The organism is Microbacterium sp. Z6_144 (genome assembly GCF_057197625.1).
Genome location: NZ_JBXVPT010000001.1, coordinates 1,955,769 through 1,973,866, shown reverse-complemented (window position 1 = coordinate 1,973,866; position 18,098 = coordinate 1,955,769). Strand labels below are relative to the sequence as shown.

The window sequence follows — 18,098 nt, the reverse complement described above, 5'->3', positions numbered from 1 at the left end:
ACCGCGCGCACCCGACACACTCCGCCACCCCGAAAGGACTCCCATGCTCCGCCGCTCTTCTCCCGTTGTCGTCCCCGAGGCCGAACAGCACTGGGTCGATACCGTCGCTGCCCTCGCCGCGGGTTTCGCCGAGACCGCCGCCGACGATGACCGTGCCGCACGCCTTCCGATCGAGCATTTGCGCGCGCTGGGAGACAGTGGCCTGGATGCGGCGTTCCTGCCGCGCGCGCACGGCGGCGAGGCGCTGTCGTACGCCACGCTCGGCGAGGTGGTGCGCACGCTCGCGGCGGCGCATCCGGCCGCAGCGACCGTGTGGCTCATGCACATCGGGGCGGCCCACGCCCTGGTGACCCTGTCGGGCGAGGAGGAGGCGGAGTTCTTCGCGGCGGAGCTCCGCGCGGGGCGCCGGTTCGCCAATGCGCTGTCGGAGCCGGCCGGGGGCAACTACTTCCTGTCGTCTCAGCAGGACGCCGAGCCGTCGGGCGGGGGGTGGTCGCTCTCGGGCCGCAAGCTGTTCGTGTCGGGCTCGGAGGTCGCCGACCACCTCTTCCTGAACGCGCGCGTCGAGGGTGGTCCGGCCTTCTTCGGCGTCACCGTCGATGACACCGTGTCATTCCCGCCGATCGAGGAGACCATGGGGATGCGGGCCACGCGGAGCCGCACCATCCTGTTCGATCACACGCCACTGCACCGTGGGCGTCTCTGCGGACCGCCGGCGCCGACCTACGCGAACCTCATCACCGTCGGGTTCGCGTTCCTGTCGATCGGCATCGCCGAGGCGGCCCTCGACGCCCTCGCCGTCGCGGCGAAGAACACCCGGGGCGGAGGGAGCCTCTCCGATGCCGCCTGGGTGCGGCAGGAGACCGGCACCGTGTGGGCCGAGGTGACCGCGGCGTCCTTGATGGCCGAGCGTTCGGCGTGGCTGGCGGACGCCGGGTCGCCGGAGGCGATGCCGGCCGCGACGGAGACGAAGATGCTCGCGAACGAGGTCGCCAAGCGTGCGGCGGCCACCGCGGTGCGTGTCGGCGGCGGCGGCGGGTATCTCGTGACCTCGCCGATCCAGCGCCTCTTCCGTGATGCGCAGGCCGGCGCGCTCATGGCGTACTCGGTGCCGTTCAGCTCGGAGATCGTCGGGGGCTGGGTGTTCGACGCCGCCTGATCACCCCCGCCGGACGGTCCGCCCCGAGTTTTCCGTTCAAAACTCAGGAGACACGCCGAACGGAGGACCCGGAAAGCCGCCGTATGGCCCGATTCTCCTGAGTTTTGAACGGCCGGAAGGTGAAGCACCGGGTCGGGAGCTGCAGCCCCGTGTCCGCAGGTGCAGCACCGTGTCCCTTGTGTTGCGCCGCGTTCCCGCCGAGGGTGGAAGCCCGGGCCCGCGAAGGAGGACCGCCATGGCCAGGACCGCACGATGGGCCGCCGTGATCGCGGGTGCGCTCGTGCTGGCCGGATGCTCCACCTCCGACAGTGGCGCAGCGCCCCCCTCGACCGCATCCGCCGTCCCGTCGGCGACGGACACCGCCCCCACGGGTGCACCGGGCGCCACCCACCGCCCGGCCGGGGAGCCGAGCGTGGTGGCGACGCGCCTCGAGGCGCCGTGGTCGGTCATCCCGTTGGCCGATGGGACCCAGCTCGTCAGCCAGCGGAACGCGGGCACCGTGGTCGAGGTCGCGGCCGACGGGCGCACCGGCGAGGTCGGCACGGTGCCCGGCGTCGCGGCCGGCGGTGAGGGCGGACTCCACGGCATGGCGGTGTGGGAGGGGGACGCCTCCACGTGGCTCTACGCCTACCACGGCACCACCGACGACAACCGGGTCGTGCGGATGACCCTGACCGGGGCCGCCGGGAGCCGGACGCTGGGGCCTGCGGAGATCGTGATCGACGGCATCCCGCGCGCGGGCAATCACAACGGCGGACGCATCGCGTTCGGCCCCGACGGATTCCTCTACGTGGCCACCGGTGACGCCGGGTTGCGCGACGCGGCGCAGGACGCCGCATCCCTCGCCGGCAAGATCCTGCGGCTCACCCCCGAGGGCGAACCGGCACCGGGCAACCCGTTCGACTCGGCCGTGTACTCGCTCGGTCACCGCAACGTGCAGGGCATCGCGTGGACGGCCGACGGCACGATGTGGGCCAGCGAGTTCGGGCAGAACGCCGTCGACGAACTCAATCGCATCGAGCCGGGTGGCAACTACGGCTGGCCGGCGCACGAGGGCATCGCGGACGATCCCGAATTCCTCGATCCCGCCGTCACGTGGGCGCCGTCCGAGGCGAGCCCCAGTGGATTGGCCGCCACCGGGCGCACGCTGTTCGTCGCCGGGCTGCGGGGGGAGCGCATCTGGATGCTGGATGTGGACGGCGGCGTGCTCTCCGGCGAGCCGACGGCCCTGTGGGGCGGGGAGTACGGCCGGATGCGGGATGCCGTCGTCGTCGGAACCGATCTGTGGCTTCTCACCAACAACACCGACGGTCGCGGCTCACCCGGCGGGGACGACGACCGGCTCCTCCGCGTGCCGCTTGCGGAGGAGCCGTAGCGCGTCAGGCGAGGATCGTGCTCTCGTCGAGGTCCCGCAGATCCAGCACGAACCGGTAGTGGACGTCGTTTCGTCCGAGCCGGTCGAGTGCTTGGGCGATTCCGGACGCGGGAACCACCTCCACGTCGGCAACGACACCGTGTTCGGAGCAGAAGTCCAGGAGGTCCTGGGTGTAGCGGTGCCCGCTGCCGCCGGACGAGCTGAGCTTCTTGTGCCCGTAGACGAGATCCACCGTCTCCACCGTGACGGGACCCAGATACCCGAGGGAGAACAGGGTGCCGTCGAGGTCCAGGACGTGCAGATACGGTGCGAGGTCGTGATCGGCGGAGACGGTGTCGAGAATGACGTCGAGCGAGCTCAGCCGCGCGCGCATGGCGTCGGCATCCGTGGACACGACGACGTGCGATGCGCCGAGCGCGAGTGCGTCCTCGGTCTTGCTCGCCGACCTGGTGAACACGGTCACTTCGGCTCCGAGGGCCTTGCCGAGCTTGACCGCGAGGTGGCCGAGGCCGCCGAGCCCCACGACCCCCAGGCGCGTGCCGGGCCCCACCCCGGCGATCCGCAGCGGCTCCCACACGGTGATTCCCGCGCACATGAGCGGCGCAACGGCCGCAGGGTCGAGGTTGTCCGGCAGACGGTAGGCGAAATGCTCGCGAACGACGTACCGAGTGGAGTACGCGCCCGCGGTGATCGTTCCGTCCACGCGGTCGCGTCCGCCGTAGGTGAGCGTCGCGACCTGCTCGCAGAAGTTCTCCTGGCCGGCGCGGCACATGCGGCAGACGCCGCACGAGTCGACGATGTTGCCCACGGCCACGAAGTCGCCGACGCGGAAGTTCGTCACCTCCGGGCCGACGGCGACCACCTCGCCGACGAACTCATGGCCGGGAACGAGCGGGAAGGTCCCGCCCTCGTCTGGGCTCGTGTGCAGCGCGTGGAGATCACTGTGGCAGACGCCGCAGTAGGTGACCGCAACCTCCAGGTCGTCCGGCCGAAGCGCGCGACGCGGGATGGAAACGGGGGTAAGGGGCGCGCCGTACTCGGCGGCTTGCAAGGCGATTGCGTTCATGCCAGCACATTACCAACTAGTTGGTTTGTCTGTCTAGCGGGTAATTCGTCGGGTCGGTCCGCCCTGACAGGCGAGCGCAACCCCCGCTCGCGATCGCCCAGGCACTTCTACGATGGGCGAATGCCGATGAGAACTCTGTGGCTCGCGCGCCACGGCGAGAGTGTGGGAAATGTCGCTGCGACACGCGCCGAACGGGAAGGTCTCGAACGCATCCCGCTGGACATCCGGGACTCCGACGTCCCGCTGTCTCCCACGGGGGAGGACCAGGCGCGCGCCCTCGGCGTGTGGGTGGGGGAGCACCGCGACGAGATCGCGACCTACTGGGTCTCGCCCTACTTCCGTGCACGCGAGACGCTCGCCATCGCGCTCGGGGAGAACCCCGCCGTCGTCGGCCTCGATGAACGCCTCCGCGACCGCGAACTGGGGATCCTCGACCTCTTGACGACCATCGGTGTGGTCCGGCGGTATCCCGAAGAGGCCGAGCGCCGCCGCCACCTGGGCAAGTACTACCACCGGCCGCCCGGCGGGGAGTCATGGGCCGACGTGGCGCTCCGACTGCGGTCGTTCCTCGGCGACCTGTTCGCCCGTCCGGAGGAGTCCGCGCTGATCGTCGCCCATGACGCGGTCGTGACATTGATCACGTCACTCCTGATGAGCTTGCAGGAGGAGGAACTCCTCGAGTTCGCCGCCGCCAACCCGGTGCTCAACGCCTCGATCACGCGACTGGATTCGACGGATTCGGGGTGGCAGGTGTCGTCCTTCGCCGATGTGAGCCATCTCCGCGAGGAAGGCGCCGACGTCACCGTGCACGAGGGCGCGCCCGATCTCGAGGCGGGTCCAGGAGAGGCGCACGAGGACTCCCCGCACGCAGCCGATACGGACGCAGTCCACCCGGGGGGCTCCGATGTCCGCGCCGAGTGAACCCCAGCCGTCGGATGCGGCAGCCTCCGCCGCATCCGGCGCCGCCCAGACGGTGACGCCGGAGCTGCTGAAGGAGTGGGGTCTTCCGGACCCCGGCGCCGACAAGAAATCGCGGGGCGACGTCATCGTGATCGGCGGATCGCGGCGTACGCCCGGGGGAGTGATCCTTGCCGCGGAGGCGACGTTGCGGGTGGGCGCGGGCCGGGTGGGCGTCTACGCACCGGGCACCGTGAGCGTGCAGCTGGGCACCGTCCTGCCCGAAGCGGCCATCCTCACACTGCCCGAGAAGGCGACGGACCCGTTCGATTCCGCCGCGCGCGACAAGCTCGCCGCCGCCGACGCCGTGCTCGTCGGACCGGGCTTCGACGATGCCGATGAGACAGCCGACACGCTGCTGGCCGTGGCCGATGCCGGCCCGCGCTGCCTCGTGCTGGATGCATACGCCCTGGGCGTGCTTCCGCGCATCGATCGGGCGCGCCTGCCCGACGGTCTCGTCCTCACCCCGAATCGGGAAGAGCTGGCGCTTCTCCTGGAGGGCGCACCCGAGCCGCGCGACGCGAGCGACGATCTGGCAGCGGATGTGCACGAGGTCGCTCGCCAGTATCGCGCGGTCGTCACCTGCTACGACACGGTGGCCGGACCGGACGGTGCGTCGTGGCAGGTCGGCACCGGCGGCCCCGGTCTTGCGACATCGGGCAGCGGCGACGTTCTCTCCGGCGCGGTCACCGGCTTCGTCGCGCGCGGCACCGACCTCGCGCACGCGGCGGTGTGGGGCACGTGGGTGCACGGGCGTGCGGGCGACCGCCTCACCGAGCGACTGGGGCTCGGGTTTCTCGCCCGCGAGCTCGTCGCAGAACTGCCCCTCGCGCTGCGCGAGATCGTCTGACCGCTCGGGGGAGACCCGGGCGTCACCCCTGGTCGAGTGAGTTCGCCACTTCGCGGAGCGCCTCCACTGCCGCCACCGCGCGGCTGACCGCGTCCGCCGGCGCCTCCGCGAGACGGGCGGCCCAGTAGGCGTTGATCCGCGCGATGCTGGTCTGCGCCTTGCGCGTGGCGACGAGAGTCACGGAGCGGGCGTCATCCGGCGTCTGCCGGCGGATGACGAGTCCGCCGGTCTCGAGGGTGCGGATGGCCGTGCTCACGTTGCTGCGAGCCAGTCCGGTCACCTCCGCGACCTGACTCGGGGTGGTGCCCGGGGTGCGGTGAACTTCGCGGAGGACCGCGATCTCGGTGCCGGTGAGCGGGACGACGTCGCGCAGTGCGGGGTTGCGGATGTCCAGCCGGTGCGCGAGATCCAGGACGACGTCGGCGAGGGCGGCGAGGTCGTCGGCTCCGGGCATGGCGGTCATGGCATGAGTCTACGCCGGGTATGATTATGCAATCATAAGTACGTGATGGCGCCGCGTTAGCACGCCGACCGGCGACGACGGAGCCAGGATGCTCAGACCTCGCTAGCGTGGAGGGGTGACCGCTCCTGTCGACCCCACGTCCACGTCCGCCTGGCGCGAGCTGACCGCCGCTCGCGAGACCTTCGCGCCGGATCTCCGCGCGTGGTTCGCGCTCGATCCGAGCCGCGTCCAGCGGATGACGCACACGCTCGGCGATCTGCACGTCGACCTGTCGAAGAACCTCGTCACCGACGAGATCCTCGCCTCCCTCGTGAAGCTGGCCGAAGAGACCGGTGTCGCCGAGCGGTACGCCGCCATGCTGCGGGGCGTGCACCTCAACACCAGCGAGGACCGCGCGGTGCTGCACACGGCGCTGCGGCGGCCCGGCCATGCCGAACCCGAGCTCGTCGTCGACGGCCAGCACATCGATTCGGACGTGCACGAGGTGCTCGGGCGGATGTCGGAGTTCGCCGAAGGCGTGCGGTCGGGCCGGTGGCGCGGGATCACCGGCAAGAAGGTCACGCACGTCGTCAACATCGGCATCGGCGGCTCGGATCTCGGCCCCGTGATGGTCTACGAGGCCCTGAAGCCCTACGCGGACGCCGGAATCGAGGCGCGCTTCGTCTCCAACATCGATCCGACGGATGCGGCGCAGAAGACCGAGGGCCTGGATCCCGAGACCACCCTGTTCGTGGTCGCCTCGAAGACGTTCACGACGTTGGAGACCCTCACCAACGCGCGTCTCGCGCGCGACTGGCTCTGGGCGCGGCTCGCCGAGCGCGGTGCGATCGACGATTCCGACGCATCCCGCACCGACGCTGTGGCCAGCCACTTCGTCGCGGTTTCTACCGCCCTCGACAAGGTCGCCGAGTTCGGGATCGATCCGGCCAACGCGTTCGGGTTCTGGGACTGGGTCGGCGGTCGGTACTCCGTCGACTCCGCCATCGGCCTCTCGCTGGCCATCACGCTCGGACCCGACGCGTTCCGCGAGCTGCTCGCGGGCTTCCACACGGTCGACGAGCACGTGGCATCCACGCCGCTCGCGCAGAACGTCCCCGTCCTCATGGGGCTCCTGAATGTCTGGTACACGAACTTCCTCGGTGCACAGTCGCACGCCGTTCTGCCCTACGCGCAGCAGCTGAACCGCTTCCCCGCATACCTGCAGCAGCTGACGATGGAGTCCAACGGCAAGTCGGTGCGCTGGGACGGCACGCCGGTGACCACGGACACCGGCGAGGTGTTCTGGGGTGAACCCGGCACGAACGGACAGCACGCGTTCTACCAGCTCATCCACCAGGGAACACGTCTCATCCCCGGCGACTTCATCGCCTTCGCGAACCCGGCGTATCCGCTGGAGGACGACGGCCGTGACGTGCACGGGCTGTTCCTGGCGAACTTCCTCGCACAGACGAAGGCACTGGCGTTCGGCAAGACTGCCGAGGAGGTCGAGGCGGAGGGGACGAGCGGCGCGCTGGTGGCGGCGCGCACGTTCCCGGGCAACCGCCCGACCACGTCGATCTTCGGACCGGCGCTGACCCCGTCGGTGCTCGGGCAGCTCATCGCGCTGTACGAGCACATCACCTTCACGCAGGGCACGATCTGGGGCATCAACTCCTTCGACCAGTGGGGGGTCGAACTCGGCAAGCAGCTCGCCCTCCAGATCGCCCCCGCGATCGAGGGGGATGCCGCCGCGCTCGAGGCGCAGGATGCATCCACGAAGGCGCTGCTCGCGTACTACCGGTCTCAGCGCCCCTGACCCGCCGCGAGCGCGCCCAGGCGGAGGTCTGGGGCGTACGGAGGGTTCGTCCAGGGTGGGGCGCGCAGACTTGAGGCTTGGTGTCTTACCCGAAGACGCCTTGCGCCACGCCGGCGCCGATCCCTCAAGGACGTACGTTCGTCATGCCTGCAGTTCGCACCGTCACGCCATCCCACCGTTCCTCCCGCCGCTTCGCCGCGATCGCCACGGCCTGCGCGGGGGCCGCGCTCGCTGTCGTCGGAACGACCGGCGTGGCAGCCGCCGCCGCCGAGCAGGTGGGCGAGTCGGTCATCCGGGAGAACGAGACGAACGTCTTCGTCGCGGAGTCTGTGGCGCTGCTCCAGCCTCTCAGCATGAGCACCGCCGACGCCCAGCTCACCCTGGCCAACGCCGAGGCCGCGGTCGCCCGGGCGACGGCCGTCACGACGGAGGTCGCCGGCTCGGGGCTCAGTGTCGGAGACGCTTCCGCCTCGGTGGACACGGAAGCGTTGCGCTCTGCGATCGGGCGGCTGTCGGCCGCGGGGATCGTCCCGGCGCTGCTCTTCCCGCAGGTGGCCGAAGACGCCGAAGCGCAGACGCGCATCGTCGACGAGCGCACGGCAGAAGTGCGCGCCGCTCTGGAAGCGGCGCGCACTCAGAAGGCGGCGGAGGAGGCTGCCGCCGAGGCCCAGCGGCAGGCGGAGGCCGCAGCCACCGCCGAGGCGCAGCGGCAGGCGGACCTCCGCGCTGCGGCCAACACTCCGGCCGGCGCGAAGGCGCTGGCACAGCAGATGGCCGCCGAGCGCTTCGGCTGGGGCGGCGACCAGTTCTCGTGTCTGGCGTCGCTGTGGGAGAAGGAGTCCAACTGGAACTACCAGGCGTACAACGCGTCGAGTGGGGCCACCGGCATCCCGCAGTCGCTCCCCGGCAGCAAGATGGCCAGCGCCGGCGCCGACTGGCAGACCAGCGCCGCCACGCAGATCGCGTGGGGGCTGGATTACATCGATCGCGCCTACGGGAGCCCGTGCGCGGCGTGGGGCAAGTCGCAGGCCGTCAACTGGTACTGAGAATCACCCGGCAGGGCAGAGCTCGGCAGCGGCAGGGAGCCGGCACGCGGATACCGGCCCGCGGATCGGAGTGCTCGGCTATGCCGCAGGGTTCGAGATGTCGTTCAACCGTGTGACCTCGTCGGCGGTGAGCTCCACCCGCAGGCTCGCAAGCAGGTCGCCGACCTGCTCCGGCCTGGATGCGCTGGCGATGGGCGCCGCGACGGTCGGCTGCTGCCGGAGCCACGCCAGGGCGATGCTCGCGATCGCGACGTCATGGTCGTGGCCGATCTCCTCGAGCGCATCGATGATCGCCAGTCCTTGAGGTGTGGCGTACTGCGACGCGCCGCCCGCGCGCGGCGATTGTCCTGCGGCATCGGGGGACCGGTACTTGCCGGTGAGGAAGCCGGTCGCCAGGGCGGGGTACGGCACGAGTGTCATTCCGAACTCCTCGGCGATCGGAATGACGTGCGTCTCGACATCGCCTCGGTGTACGAGGTTGTAGCGCGGCTGGATGGCGACGGGGACGGCCCCGCCGGCGGCCTGGGCGAGTGAGATCCAGGAGCGGATGCGGTCGGCTGAGTAATTCGACACCGCCGTATAGCGCACCAGGCCGTCCGTGACGAGGTCGTTGAAGGCGGCGACCGTCTCTTCGAGCGGAGTGTCGGCGTCATCGAAGTGTGCGTAGTACAGGTCGATGGTGTCCAGCCCCAGCCGCGTCAACGACGCTTCGGCGGCCGCGCGGACGTTCTTCGGGGAGAGTCCTCGGAAATCGGGGTGGCTGCTCACCTTCGTCGCGACCACCAGATCGCGGGGTTTCCGGGCGGCGAGCCATTCGCCGATGAGCGTCTCGCTCTCGCCACCGGAGTGCCCGCTGACCCACGCGCTATATCCGTCTGCGGTGTCGAGGAAGTCGCCGCCGCCCGCGTGGAAGGCGTCGAGCACGGCGAAAGAGGCGTCGCGGTCGGCGGTCCAACCGAACACGTTGCCACCGAGGGCGAGGGGGACGACGTCGAGGTCGCTCGAGCCGATGCGGGCCACGCGGACGCGCGCTACTCGGCGGTGTAGTCGTGCGCCCAGCACACCTCGGGCTGGATGAGGAACACGGCATAGCCCGAGCGGTAGGCGTGGTCCTTGCCGGTGTAGAGACGTGCGATCCGGTCGACGATCTCCATCGCCGCATCCCCGTCGATCCGCTCGACCATACGGCCGCGGACGGTCGCCATGTCGAGCGGATTGTCCGGGTGCGTGATCGAGAGTGCGACGCGAGGGTCGGCGCGCAGATTCTTGTCCTTGCGAGAGCCGGCGAGGGAGAAGAACGCGACCCTGTCGCCTTCGACGTCGACCCACACCGGCACCGAGTGCGGTGAGCCGTCGGGCAGCAGTGTCGCCACATGGGCGACGGCGCCCCGGACGAGATACGGGCGGACGTCTTCCCAGCTGTTCGGCATATCCACAGGGTAGGGGAAGCACGGTGTGGACGGGGGAAGGATGCGCGGGGCAGTCGGGGGCAGTACAGTCTGGTCATGTCACGCCCTCGCGCGATCGCACTGTTGACGGCGGCCCTCCTTCTGACCGGCTGCGCCGCTCCGGTTGCCGAGCAGCCGCCGCCGTCGGCGGCGAGCCCGGCGGCGCCGGCCGCCCCCAGTCCCACCGCGTCCACGCCCGCACCGGTTGTCACCATCACGCTCGATGGCTTCGCTGACCCCGCTGGCGGAACCGGCGTCGCTTTCGACGATGGCGACGAGATCGTCGCGTTCGTCGGCTCACTGGTCGACGCCGCGCCCGCGGTGAGTGACATCGAAGACCCGTGGGGCAACGGCACGAGCATGGGAACGCGTTATGAGTGGGACGACGTCGATGTGAGTGTCTCCGGTGATCGGGTGAACGTCTGGGTGCGATCGGCCACTCTCGGTGGAGCCCACGTGCAAACCGCCGAGGGGATCACGGTGGGCTCCACTCGGGCCGAGGCCATGACCGCGGGAGCATGGGACTCCTATGACGAGGACGGTGACGGAATCGCGGACTGGCTGGGCATCGGGGCGGTCGAGGTGCCCGGTACCGAGTCGCTGACCAACCCCGGGGAAACGGGCGTCGAATTCCTCCTGCTCGGCCTGGAGGGCGACATAGTCAGTGAGATTCAGGCGCCCGCCAATGACTTCAGCGATCTCTGAGCCGTCTCGGCCGCAGGGCGCTGTGACGGCGAGAGCCACCGCAGCCCGCAAAGACGGGAACGTCCCCGCCCAACCTGGTAGTTCACCGCAGAACCGGTTCGGCCGGGCATGAGCGATATATCGTTATGTATCGTCGAGCCGTTCGTGCTCGGCACAGGGAGGTCATCATGAGCGGTTCATTCATGGGCGACGCGTTCGGCGGATTCGGCGGCGCAGGCCGTCCGAGCACGGGTTCGGGTTCCAGTTCGGGCTCCGGCGCCGGTTGGCCGATCAACGGGCTGTGGGACGCGATGGAGCAGTTCAGCAAGTCCTTCATGCCCAAGCCCAGCACGCGGATGCAGCGCGGCGACGTGCGCGCGGCGGTCCTCGCGCTCCTCGCCGAGAAGCCGATGCACGGCTACCAGATCATTTCCGAGATCGAAGAGCGCAGCGGCGGCAGCTGGAAGCCGAGCCCCGGTTCGGTGTACCCCACGCTGCAGCTCCTCGCCGACGAGGGACTCATCGACGCCGAGGAGTCGGGTGGTCGGAAGACCTATTCGCTCACCGACGAGGGACGTATCGTCGCCGGCGCCGAGACCGACAAGTCCGCACCCTGGGAGACCTCGGGTGCGCGCGAGGGCGGGCGTCACTCGACGCTGGCCAAGGCGGGCATGGATCTCGCCCAGGCGGCCGCACAGGTGGGTCGCTCGGGCAGCCAGGAGCAGGTGAAGGAAGCCGTCGCCGTGCTGAATGAGGCACGTCGGAAGCTCTTCTCCATCCTCGCTCAGGGCTGAGGTTGTCCGCGTCCGGCCCCCTGCCTGCCCACGGGCGTCAGGGGAGTTCGGCGACTGACGCCTACGCGATGCGCGCCCGCTATCGCCGCATCATGCGGTTCGCGGCCCGATACCTGGTGCAGTCGTGGTGGTACGAGCTCTTCCTGCCTCGCATCGGGTTCGCCCGGCTGGCCGCGCGCGGCCGGGCGACCCGACTGCAGCGCATCGCGCGGCGTTTCCACGTGCTGGCGGTGGATCTCGGCGGACTCATGATCAAGGTCGGACAGTTCATGTCCTCGCGGCTGGACGTCCTGCCCCCGGAGATCACGAGCGAGTTGCAGGGGCTTCAGGATGAGGTACCGCCGGTGCCGTTCCCGGCGATCCGCGAGCTCGCCGAGTCCGAATTGGGCGTGCCGCTCGAGCGGGCGTTCGCGTTCGTGGATCCGGCGCCGTTGGCCGCTGCATCCCTCGGCCAGGCGCATCGGGCGCGGCTCGCCGAGGCGGATGCCGCCGACACGGGGCTCGCCGCGGTGGTCCTGAAGATCCAGCGGCCCGGGATCGACCAGGTCATCGACGTCGACCTGCGCGCCCTGCGCCGCGTGGGGCAGTGGCTCACCCGGGTGAAGGCGGTGGCCGACCGAGTGGACATGCCGGCGCTGGTCGAAGAGTTCGCCGCCACGAGCTTCGAGGAGGTCGACTACCTCCACGAGGCCGCGAATGCGGAGAGGTTCGCCGCTTCGTTCGCCGGCGACGGCCGCGTCGCCGTGCCCGAGGTGGTGTGGGAGCGGACGACCAGGCGGGTGCTGACGCTGCAGGATGTCACCGCGATCAAGATCAACGACCGGGAGGGGCTTCGCGCTGCCGGGATCGATCCGTCCGAGGTCGCCGCGCAGTTCGCCGCGGTCATGTTCGAGCAGGTCTTCGCGCACGGCTTCTTCCACGCCGACCCGCATCCGGGCAACATCTTCGTCACGCCGCTCGGCATGGCCGACGACGGCGGGCGCGCATGGCGCTTCACCTTCATCGACTTCGGGATGATGGGCGAGGTTCCCGACAACCTCCGCGGCGGTCTGCGAAAGGCGATCATCGCGGCGGCATCGCGCGACGGCCGCGGTCTGGTCGCTGCGATCCAGGACGTCGGCGCCCTGCTGCCGTCAGCCGACAACGCCGAACTCGAACGCGCCCTGACTGCGGTGTTCGCCCGGTTCGGCGGGATGGGGTTCGCCGAACTTCAGCAGGTGGATCCGCGGGAGTTCCGCGCCTTCGCGACGGAGTTCGGCGACGTGCTGCGGTCGCTGCCGTTCCAGCTGCCGGAGAACTTCCTCCTCATCATCCGCGCCATGTCGTTGACGTCCGGGATGTGCAGCTCGCTGGACCCGGCCTTCAACGTCTGGGATGCCGTCGAGCCCTATGCCGATCGCTTGATCCGCGAAGAGAGCGGCAACGTCGTTCAGGGCTTCGCGGCAGAGGCGGCATCGGCGGCCGGCACGATGATGCGGCTGCCGCGCCGGGTCGATGAGGTGATCACGCGGATAGAGGAGGGACGGCTCTCGGCGCAATCCCCGCGGATCGAGCGGCGAATCCGCGCGCTCGAGCGTCTCGGGCGCCGCGTGCTCGCGGCCGTGCTGTTCGCAGGGCTGCTGATCGGCGGCATCCTGCTGCGCCCGGAAGAGGCGGTCTTCGGGTCGGTGCTCATGGCCGTGTCGGTCGTGCCCCTGCTCTACGCGCTCTTCGCGGGGTTCGCCGGCCGCCGCGGCTTCGACTGACTTCCGTCGGCTCCTCACCACATGGTGGGCCGGCATCGGCCATGCTGGTCGCGTGACCACAGTGGATCTCAAGAAGGAGATCGCCGGATACGGCGCCCAGCGCACTTTCGAGATCGTCGACATGCCCCCGCTGCGGTACCTCACCCTGGAAGGGGCCGGCGACCCGAACACCGCCGCGGAGTATCGCGCCGCCCTGGAGACGATCTACCCCGTCGCGTACAAGCTGAAGTTCCTCAGCAAGCGTGAGCTCGATCGCGACTACGTGGTCCCGCCGCTCGAGGCGCTCTGGTGGGCCGACGACAGGGAGGCCTTCACCTCCGCACGCGACAAGTCGCAGTGGAACTGGATGCTTCTCAATCTCGTGCCCGATTGGGTCTCCGACGACGACGTCGTTCGCGCGCTCGACGCGGCAGGGGATGCTCCGCTTCTCGAGCGACTGCGTGTCGACACGGTGGCCGAGGGCCGGTGTGTCCAGATCCTCCACGTCGGCTCCTACGAGGACGAGGGGCCGGTGCTCGCGGCGATGCACGACGAATTCATCCCGAGCCATGGGCTGCAGATGAGCGGCCGCCATCACGAGATCTACCTGAGCGACCCCCGCCGTACCGCTCCGGCGAAGCTCAAAACCATCCTGCGACAGCCGGTGACACGGCCTTAGTACCAGCCGACGCGGACCGACTGCTCCCACGCGCCGCACGGCGTGCCGTAGCGGCCGGAGATGTACCCGAGGCCCCACGAGATCTGCGTGCCGGCGTTGGTCTGCCAGTCGGCACCGGCCGAGGCCATCTTGCTGCCGGGGAGTGCCTGGGGGATGCCGTAGGCGCCGCTGGAGGAGTTCGACGCGTTCACACGCCAGCCCGACTCCTTGCTCCACAGCGACACGAGGCAGTTGAACTGATCCTCGCCCCACCCGCGAGCGGCGACCATGCCACGGGCGGTCGCCTGAGCGCCCGCGGGGCTGTTGTCGCCCGTACCGGCGGGCACGGCCGGGAGCGGCGCTGTGCCGCCGGAGCCGGCGGGGCTGCTGCTGCCGCCACCACCGCCCGTGGACGGCTTCGCCGCCTTCGCCGCTGCGGCAGCGGCTGCCGCAGCGGCCGCCTCTGCTTCGATGCGCGCCTTCTCCGCGGCCTCTTCTTCGGCCTTCTTCTGGATCGCGCCCTCGAGGCCGCCTCGCAGCTCGGCGACGCGGATGTCGACGGATGCGACGAGCTCGGCAACATCCTCGGTGAGCGCCGGCATGAGGGGAACGGGGAGGACGTGGGCGCCCTCGAGTCGGTCGGCTGCGGCCTCGAGCGATGCAGTGTCGACCGACGTGTCGGGCTGACCGATGTCGAGGCCTGAGGCGGCGATGTCGGCCTGCACGGTGGCCGCGGCCTCAACGGAAGCGCCGGCGGCGGCGACCGCATCCTGCGCCTCGACGAGCTCGGGAGCGGCGGGCTGAATCTCCATCGCCGCGCCGAAGGAGGCGAGAGCGTAGGTGCCGGCGGGCGAGGGGGTGGCTGCGGCGGCCTGGGGGACAGGCACCGTGCCGGTCATTCCGACCGTGCAGGCGGCGGCGAGGACAAGGCTCCCGACGACGAGAACCGGGCGGCGGCGCGTGCGGCGTTCGGCCTGACGGCGGGTACGGCGGGTGGAGACGGATGATGTGTTCGGGCGCATGAAACCGGTTCCGTATAAGGGGTCCACGCCGATGAATCGGCGCCTCGCGTCCGCGTCATGCGGACATAAAACCCCAAGCTTGGCAGTCGTTACCTGGGCGTTACCTGGGTGGTGTGGTCGGATCGCGTCCGGGGAAAGGCCGATCCGGAGCCTATTCGGCCAGCCGCGGGCGTCGATGCGCGGGTCGTCACCGGCCCCCCGCGCCACCGCAGCGCGGGGGCGCGGGGCCCGCCGGATGGTCACCGCCACCCGCTACGGTAGGCGGTTGTAGTTCCTATATACATTCGATGAGGAGTGCCCCGTGGTCGCTGGTCTTCCTGCTTTCCGTGCCGCCGTCGGCGCGCTGCTCGGTGCGGCGCACGTCCTCGGTGACGACGCGCTCGAGCACTATTCCGACCCGTTTCCGGTCGGGGACCCGGACGAGTTCCGCACGAGCCTCGTCGTGCGGCCGGCGACGGTCGAGGAGGTCAGTGCCCTGGCACGGCTCGCGACGGAGACCGGGGTCACGCTGTGGCCGATCTCGCAGGGCCGCAACAACGGATACGGCGGCCGGAGCCCTCGGATGAGCGGCAGTGTGGTCGTCGATCTGTCCCGCATGGACCGCGTGCTGGACATCGACGGCGTGAGCGGTACGGTGCTGGTCGAGCCCGGGGTGCGGTTCTCCGACCTCTACACCGCCGTGCGCGACAGCGGTGCTCCGTTCTGGACGTCAGCCCCCGACCTGTCGTGGGGGAGTGTCATCGGCAACGCGCTGGAGCGCGGGCTGGGATACACCGCGTACGGGGAGCACTCCGCCCAGGTGTGCGGATTGGAGGTCGTCCTGCCCGACGGGGAAGTCGTCCGCACCGGCATGGGCGCGATGGAGGGCAGCAGGACGTGGCAGCTCTACAAGCCCGGCTTCGGCCCCGCCGTGGACGGACTCTTCTTCCAATCCAACCTCGGCATCGTCACCAAGATGGGTCTGTGGTTGATGCCGAAGCCCGAGGCGTGGGCCGCGGTCGACGTGGCCGTGGACGGATTCGACGATCTGGCACCGCTGATCGATGCGATGCGTCCGCTGAAGCTCGACGGCACGATCCAGAGCACGGTCGTCATCGGTGACCCGCTGGGTGCGGCCGCGTTCTCCGGTCCCCGCAGCGCGTGGCAGGAAGACCGCGGCATCCTGGCACCCGGCGTGCACGAACGGATCATGGAGCGCTACGGTGTCGGCCGCTGGAACATGACCTTCGCGCTCTACGACCACGCCGAAATGCTCGATGCCCGCATCGGGGTGGTCGAGCGGGCCTTCGCGGCGATCCCGGGCAGCCGCGTCACGGTGACGAGATACGCGGGGGATGCCGGGCCCGAGGACATCGCGTACGGCCATCGCATCAAGGCCGGCATCCCGGACATGTACGCCGAGAAGCTGTCCTTCTGGTTCGGGGGTCGCGGCGGGCACGTCTCCTTCGCCCCGGTCCTGCCCCTCGACGGGACGGAGGCCCTCGCCCAGGTCTCCCGCCTCCGCGAACGCTTCGAGGCCGCCGGATTCGACTACTGCGGGGCGTTCACGGCGGCGGGGCGCTCGATCGTCCATGTCACCGAGGTGCTCTACGACCGCGACGACGCCGAGCAGGTGGCGCGCGGCCGCGCCCTCGTGCACGGATTGATCGCAGACCTGGCGCGCGACGGGTATGGCGAGTATCGCGGACACCTCGCCTTCATGGACGACATCGCCGCATCGTTCGGCTGGAACGATCGCGCCCTCGGGAGGCTGCACGGCCGCCTCAAGGATGCGCTCGACCCGGCCGGCATCCTCGCGCCGGGTAAGCAGGGCGTCTGGCCGGGGCTCGGGGACTGAGGGCGGCAGGGCGTCAGGTCACCGTCCGTCGACGACCGACATGAACCCGGCGAACGCGAAGATCCCGGGTACGGCGTACAGGAAGATGAGCAGCGCGAACCACCCGATCGCGCCGATGATCGGCCACACCCCGCGGTTGGGGTCGCGGATGTCGAGCCGCCGGCCGTCGGAACCGATGCGCGGCGTCGGTGGAACCCAGACGACGTCCGGCTCGTCGCGCGCGGCCCGCAGCGCGACGAGCGCGCGGGGCACCTCCTGACCGGGAACCCGCTCGTCGACGTATTGGCGCGCCGTGGACATGACGCGCGGGACGACGCTGGTCAGCGCAGCGCCGACCGACTCCCAATGAGCGGGGGCGCTGAAGTCGACCGGCGACGCGAAGAAGACGAGCGTGTCGTCGACGATCTCCACGTTGTAGCCGCTCGCGTCGTCGATCAGGGCAGCCATCACGTCGGGAGTGAGGACGTACAGAGCGTCGGCGCCGTACGCGGCGGGGGAGTAGGCACGGAACCAGCGGTCGAAGTCGCCCTCGAGGGAGAGCCGCTGGCTCCGGCCGACGGCGACGGGGAGGTCGCTGCGCGCACCGTCGTTCGAGGTCGCGTCCAGGATCAGATGCGGCAGCGGCGCGGGCAGCCGGACGGCGATGTAGTGCCATCGGGTCGAGCGGGCGCGGCGGTGAGCGAGGGTGCCGAACTCCACGCCGGGGGCGACGAATCGCGGATACACGTTCACGCCCCGGGTCGCCGGGGTGATCAGTGCGGAGAAGGTCGCTACCGTACTCGGGCGCGGCACGAACCCGTTGGCGAGAGCGGTGAGGTCGCGCCGCCAGTTCTTCAGTCGTGCGCGGGGCGAGGGCGGGAGGGCCGCCCAGCGGCGCAGCCAGTGGCTGCCGTACAGCCACGCCGCCAGCAGCGCGATGATCACCAGGAGTCCGACGACATCCGCTCCGCGGGTCTCCCCGTCCTGATAGGAATCCACCCGTACCCCGATGATCATGAAGGCGATGCAGAGGTACCAGAGGATGAGGCAGTGATTCACGTGCACGAGCACCGTGCGCCGGGTGGGGACCCACGTCGGTCGCGAATCGTGACGCACGGCCGCCATCGCGGCAGCGACTTCTGCTTCGGGCGCGGTCAGCCACCGCAGATCCATGGTCATCGTTCGGCCTCCCCGCATCGGCCGGCTCAGAGGCACGGCGGATGACGGCATTCGACGCGCCC

At 70.2% G+C, this 18,098-nt stretch carries 17 protein-coding genes; 11 read left to right on the top strand and 6 right to left on the bottom strand.

The genetic code is table 11. The annotated features are described in order from the left end of the window. The first annotated feature begins 43 nt into the window (after positions 1–43). Both AC2DGY_RS09620 and AC2DGY_RS09615 read left to right on the top strand, forming a co-directional pair. Entirely contained in the window at positions 44–1,159 is a 1,116-nt protein-coding gene (locus AC2DGY_RS09620; RefSeq protein ID WP_484509469.1) for an acyl-CoA dehydrogenase family protein, read from the top strand. Positions 1,160–1,394: 235 nt separating this feature from the next. Then, entirely contained in the window at positions 1,395–2,534 is a 1,140-nt protein-coding gene (locus tag AC2DGY_RS09615) for a PQQ-dependent sugar dehydrogenase (protein ID WP_484509468.1), read from the top strand. Between the two features lie 4 nt (positions 2,535–2,538). Here AC2DGY_RS09615 and AC2DGY_RS09610 read toward each other — a convergent pair whose 3' ends face one another. Further along, the gene (locus AC2DGY_RS09610) at positions 2,539–3,600 is read right to left on the bottom strand and encodes an NAD(P)-dependent alcohol dehydrogenase (protein WP_484509467.1); all 1,062 of its coding nucleotides are present in this window, start codon (positions 3,598–3,600) and stop codon (positions 2,539–2,541) included. A 120-nt stretch (positions 3,601–3,720) separates the two neighbouring features. On the opposite strand from AC2DGY_RS09610, the gene AC2DGY_RS09605 reads away from it, so the two are divergent. Together AC2DGY_RS09605 and AC2DGY_RS09600 are read left to right on the top strand one after the other, a co-directional pair. Further along, positions 3,721–4,521, top strand: coding sequence for a histidine phosphatase family protein (locus AC2DGY_RS09605; protein WP_484509466.1), 801 nt, complete (start codon positions 3,721–3,723; stop codon positions 4,519–4,521). Further along, positions 4,505–5,407 (top strand): NAD(P)H-hydrate dehydratase, encoded by a 903-nt coding sequence (locus AC2DGY_RS09600; RefSeq protein WP_484509465.1) that lies wholly within the window; start codon positions 4,505–4,507, stop codon positions 5,405–5,407. Before AC2DGY_RS09605 ends, AC2DGY_RS09600 begins: the two co-directional genes overlap by 17 nt. Before the next feature lie 22 nt (positions 5,408–5,429). Here AC2DGY_RS09600 and AC2DGY_RS09595 read toward each other — a convergent pair whose 3' ends face one another. After that, positions 5,430–5,870 carry a MarR family winged helix-turn-helix transcriptional regulator gene (locus AC2DGY_RS09595; RefSeq protein WP_484509464.1) on the bottom strand — a complete coding sequence of 147 codons (441 nt, stop codon included), beginning with the start codon at positions 5,868–5,870 and terminating at the stop codon, positions 5,430–5,432. A 115-nt stretch (positions 5,871–5,985) separates the two neighbouring features. On the opposite strand from AC2DGY_RS09595, the gene pgi reads away from it, so the two are divergent. Continuing rightward, a complete protein-coding gene (gene pgi, locus AC2DGY_RS09590) occupies positions 5,986–7,665 on the top strand; it encodes a glucose-6-phosphate isomerase (protein WP_484509463.1) in 1,680 nt (559 codons plus the stop codon). Positions 7,666–7,808: 143 nt separating this feature from the next. Beyond that, on the top strand, positions 7,809–8,711 hold the full coding sequence (locus tag AC2DGY_RS09585) for an aggregation-promoting factor C-terminal-like domain-containing protein (RefSeq protein WP_484509462.1): 903 nt from the start codon (positions 7,809–7,811) through the stop codon (positions 8,709–8,711). 78 nt (positions 8,712–8,789) lie between these two features. Here AC2DGY_RS09585 and AC2DGY_RS09580 read toward each other — a convergent pair whose 3' ends face one another. Beyond that, a complete protein-coding gene (locus AC2DGY_RS09580) occupies positions 8,790–9,731 on the bottom strand; it encodes an aldo/keto reductase (RefSeq protein ID WP_484509461.1) in 942 nt (313 codons plus the stop codon). A gap of 11 nt (positions 9,732–9,742) precedes the next feature. Then, positions 9,743–10,141, bottom strand: coding sequence for a TIGR03618 family F420-dependent PPOX class oxidoreductase (locus AC2DGY_RS09575; RefSeq protein WP_484509460.1), 399 nt, complete (start codon positions 10,139–10,141; stop codon positions 9,743–9,745). Between the two features lie 75 nt (positions 10,142–10,216). Here AC2DGY_RS09575 and AC2DGY_RS09570 point away from each other — a divergent pair, with 75 nt between their 5' ends. From AC2DGY_RS09570 to AC2DGY_RS09555, 4 genes are all read left to right on the top strand, one after another. Continuing rightward, a complete protein-coding gene (locus AC2DGY_RS09570; protein WP_484509459.1) occupies positions 10,217–10,864 on the top strand; it encodes a hypothetical protein in 648 nt (215 codons plus the stop codon). A gap of 167 nt (positions 10,865–11,031) precedes the next feature. Then, positions 11,032–11,637: a PadR family transcriptional regulator gene (locus AC2DGY_RS09565; protein WP_484509458.1), complete on the top strand. Its 606-nt coding sequence runs from the start codon at positions 11,032–11,034 to the stop codon at positions 11,635–11,637. A gap of 68 nt (positions 11,638–11,705) precedes the next feature. Next, positions 11,706–13,382 carry an ABC1 kinase family protein gene (locus AC2DGY_RS09560; RefSeq protein WP_484509457.1) on the top strand — a complete coding sequence of 559 codons (1,677 nt, stop codon included), beginning with the start codon at positions 11,706–11,708 and terminating at the stop codon, positions 13,380–13,382. Positions 13,383–13,434: 52 nt separating this feature from the next. After that, complete coding sequence (locus tag AC2DGY_RS09555; RefSeq protein ID WP_484509456.1) at positions 13,435–14,040, top strand: GyrI-like domain-containing protein; 606 nt, start codon at positions 13,435–13,437, stop codon at positions 14,038–14,040. Here the strand turns inward: AC2DGY_RS09555 and AC2DGY_RS09550 are convergent. After that, a complete protein-coding gene (locus AC2DGY_RS09550) occupies positions 14,037–15,041 on the bottom strand; it encodes an aggregation-promoting factor C-terminal-like domain-containing protein (RefSeq protein ID WP_484509455.1) in 1,005 nt (334 codons plus the stop codon). The genes AC2DGY_RS09555 and AC2DGY_RS09550 overlap by 4 nt on opposite strands. Before the next feature lie 301 nt (positions 15,042–15,342). Between AC2DGY_RS09550 and AC2DGY_RS09545 the strand changes: the two genes are divergently transcribed. Then, positions 15,343–16,878, top strand: coding sequence for an FAD-binding oxidoreductase (locus tag AC2DGY_RS09545; protein ID WP_484509454.1), 1,536 nt, complete (start codon positions 15,343–15,345; stop codon positions 16,876–16,878). Positions 16,879–16,896: 18 nt separating this feature from the next. Here AC2DGY_RS09545 and AC2DGY_RS09540 read toward each other — a convergent pair whose 3' ends face one another. After that, on the bottom strand, positions 16,897–18,036 hold the full coding sequence (locus AC2DGY_RS09540; RefSeq protein WP_484509453.1) for a hypothetical protein: 1,140 nt from the start codon (positions 18,034–18,036) through the stop codon (positions 16,897–16,899). Positions 18,037–18,098 lie beyond the last annotated feature (62 nt).

Excerpts from the sequence above, each read along its gene's own strand:
- AC2DGY_RS09620 (WP_484509469.1), top strand. The coding sequence starts at position 44 with ATGCTCCGCCGCTCTTCTCCCGTTGTCGTCCCCGAGGCCGAACAGCAC.
- AC2DGY_RS09615 (WP_484509468.1), top strand. The coding sequence starts at position 1,395 with ATGGCCAGGACCGCACGATGGGCCGCCGTGATCGCGGGTGCGCTCGTG.
- AC2DGY_RS09610 (WP_484509467.1), bottom strand. The coding sequence starts at position 3,600 with ATGAACGCAATCGCCTTGCAAGCCGCCGAGTACGGCGCGCCCCTTACC.
- AC2DGY_RS09605 (WP_484509466.1), top strand. The coding sequence starts at position 3,721 with ATGCCGATGAGAACTCTGTGGCTCGCGCGCCACGGCGAGAGTGTGGGA.
- AC2DGY_RS09600 (WP_484509465.1), top strand. The coding sequence starts at position 4,505 with ATGTCCGCGCCGAGTGAACCCCAGCCGTCGGATGCGGCAGCCTCCGCC.
- AC2DGY_RS09595 (WP_484509464.1), bottom strand. The coding sequence starts at position 5,870 with ATGACCGCCATGCCCGGAGCCGACGACCTCGCCGCCCTCGCCGACGTC.
- AC2DGY_RS09585 (WP_484509462.1), top strand. The coding sequence starts at position 7,809 with ATGCCTGCAGTTCGCACCGTCACGCCATCCCACCGTTCCTCCCGCCGC.
- AC2DGY_RS09575 (WP_484509460.1), bottom strand. The coding sequence starts at position 10,141 with ATGCCGAACAGCTGGGAAGACGTCCGCCCGTATCTCGTCCGGGGCGCC.
- AC2DGY_RS09570 (WP_484509459.1), top strand. The coding sequence starts at position 10,217 with ATGTCACGCCCTCGCGCGATCGCACTGTTGACGGCGGCCCTCCTTCTG.
- AC2DGY_RS09565 (WP_484509458.1), top strand. The coding sequence starts at position 11,032 with ATGAGCGGTTCATTCATGGGCGACGCGTTCGGCGGATTCGGCGGCGCA.
- AC2DGY_RS09560 (WP_484509457.1), top strand. The coding sequence starts at position 11,706 with ATGCGCGCCCGCTATCGCCGCATCATGCGGTTCGCGGCCCGATACCTG.
- AC2DGY_RS09550 (WP_484509455.1), bottom strand. The coding sequence starts at position 15,041 with ATGCGCCCGAACACATCATCCGTCTCCACCCGCCGTACCCGCCGTCAG.
- AC2DGY_RS09540 (WP_484509453.1), bottom strand. The coding sequence starts at position 18,036 with ATGACCATGGATCTGCGGTGGCTGACCGCGCCCGAAGCAGAAGTCGCT.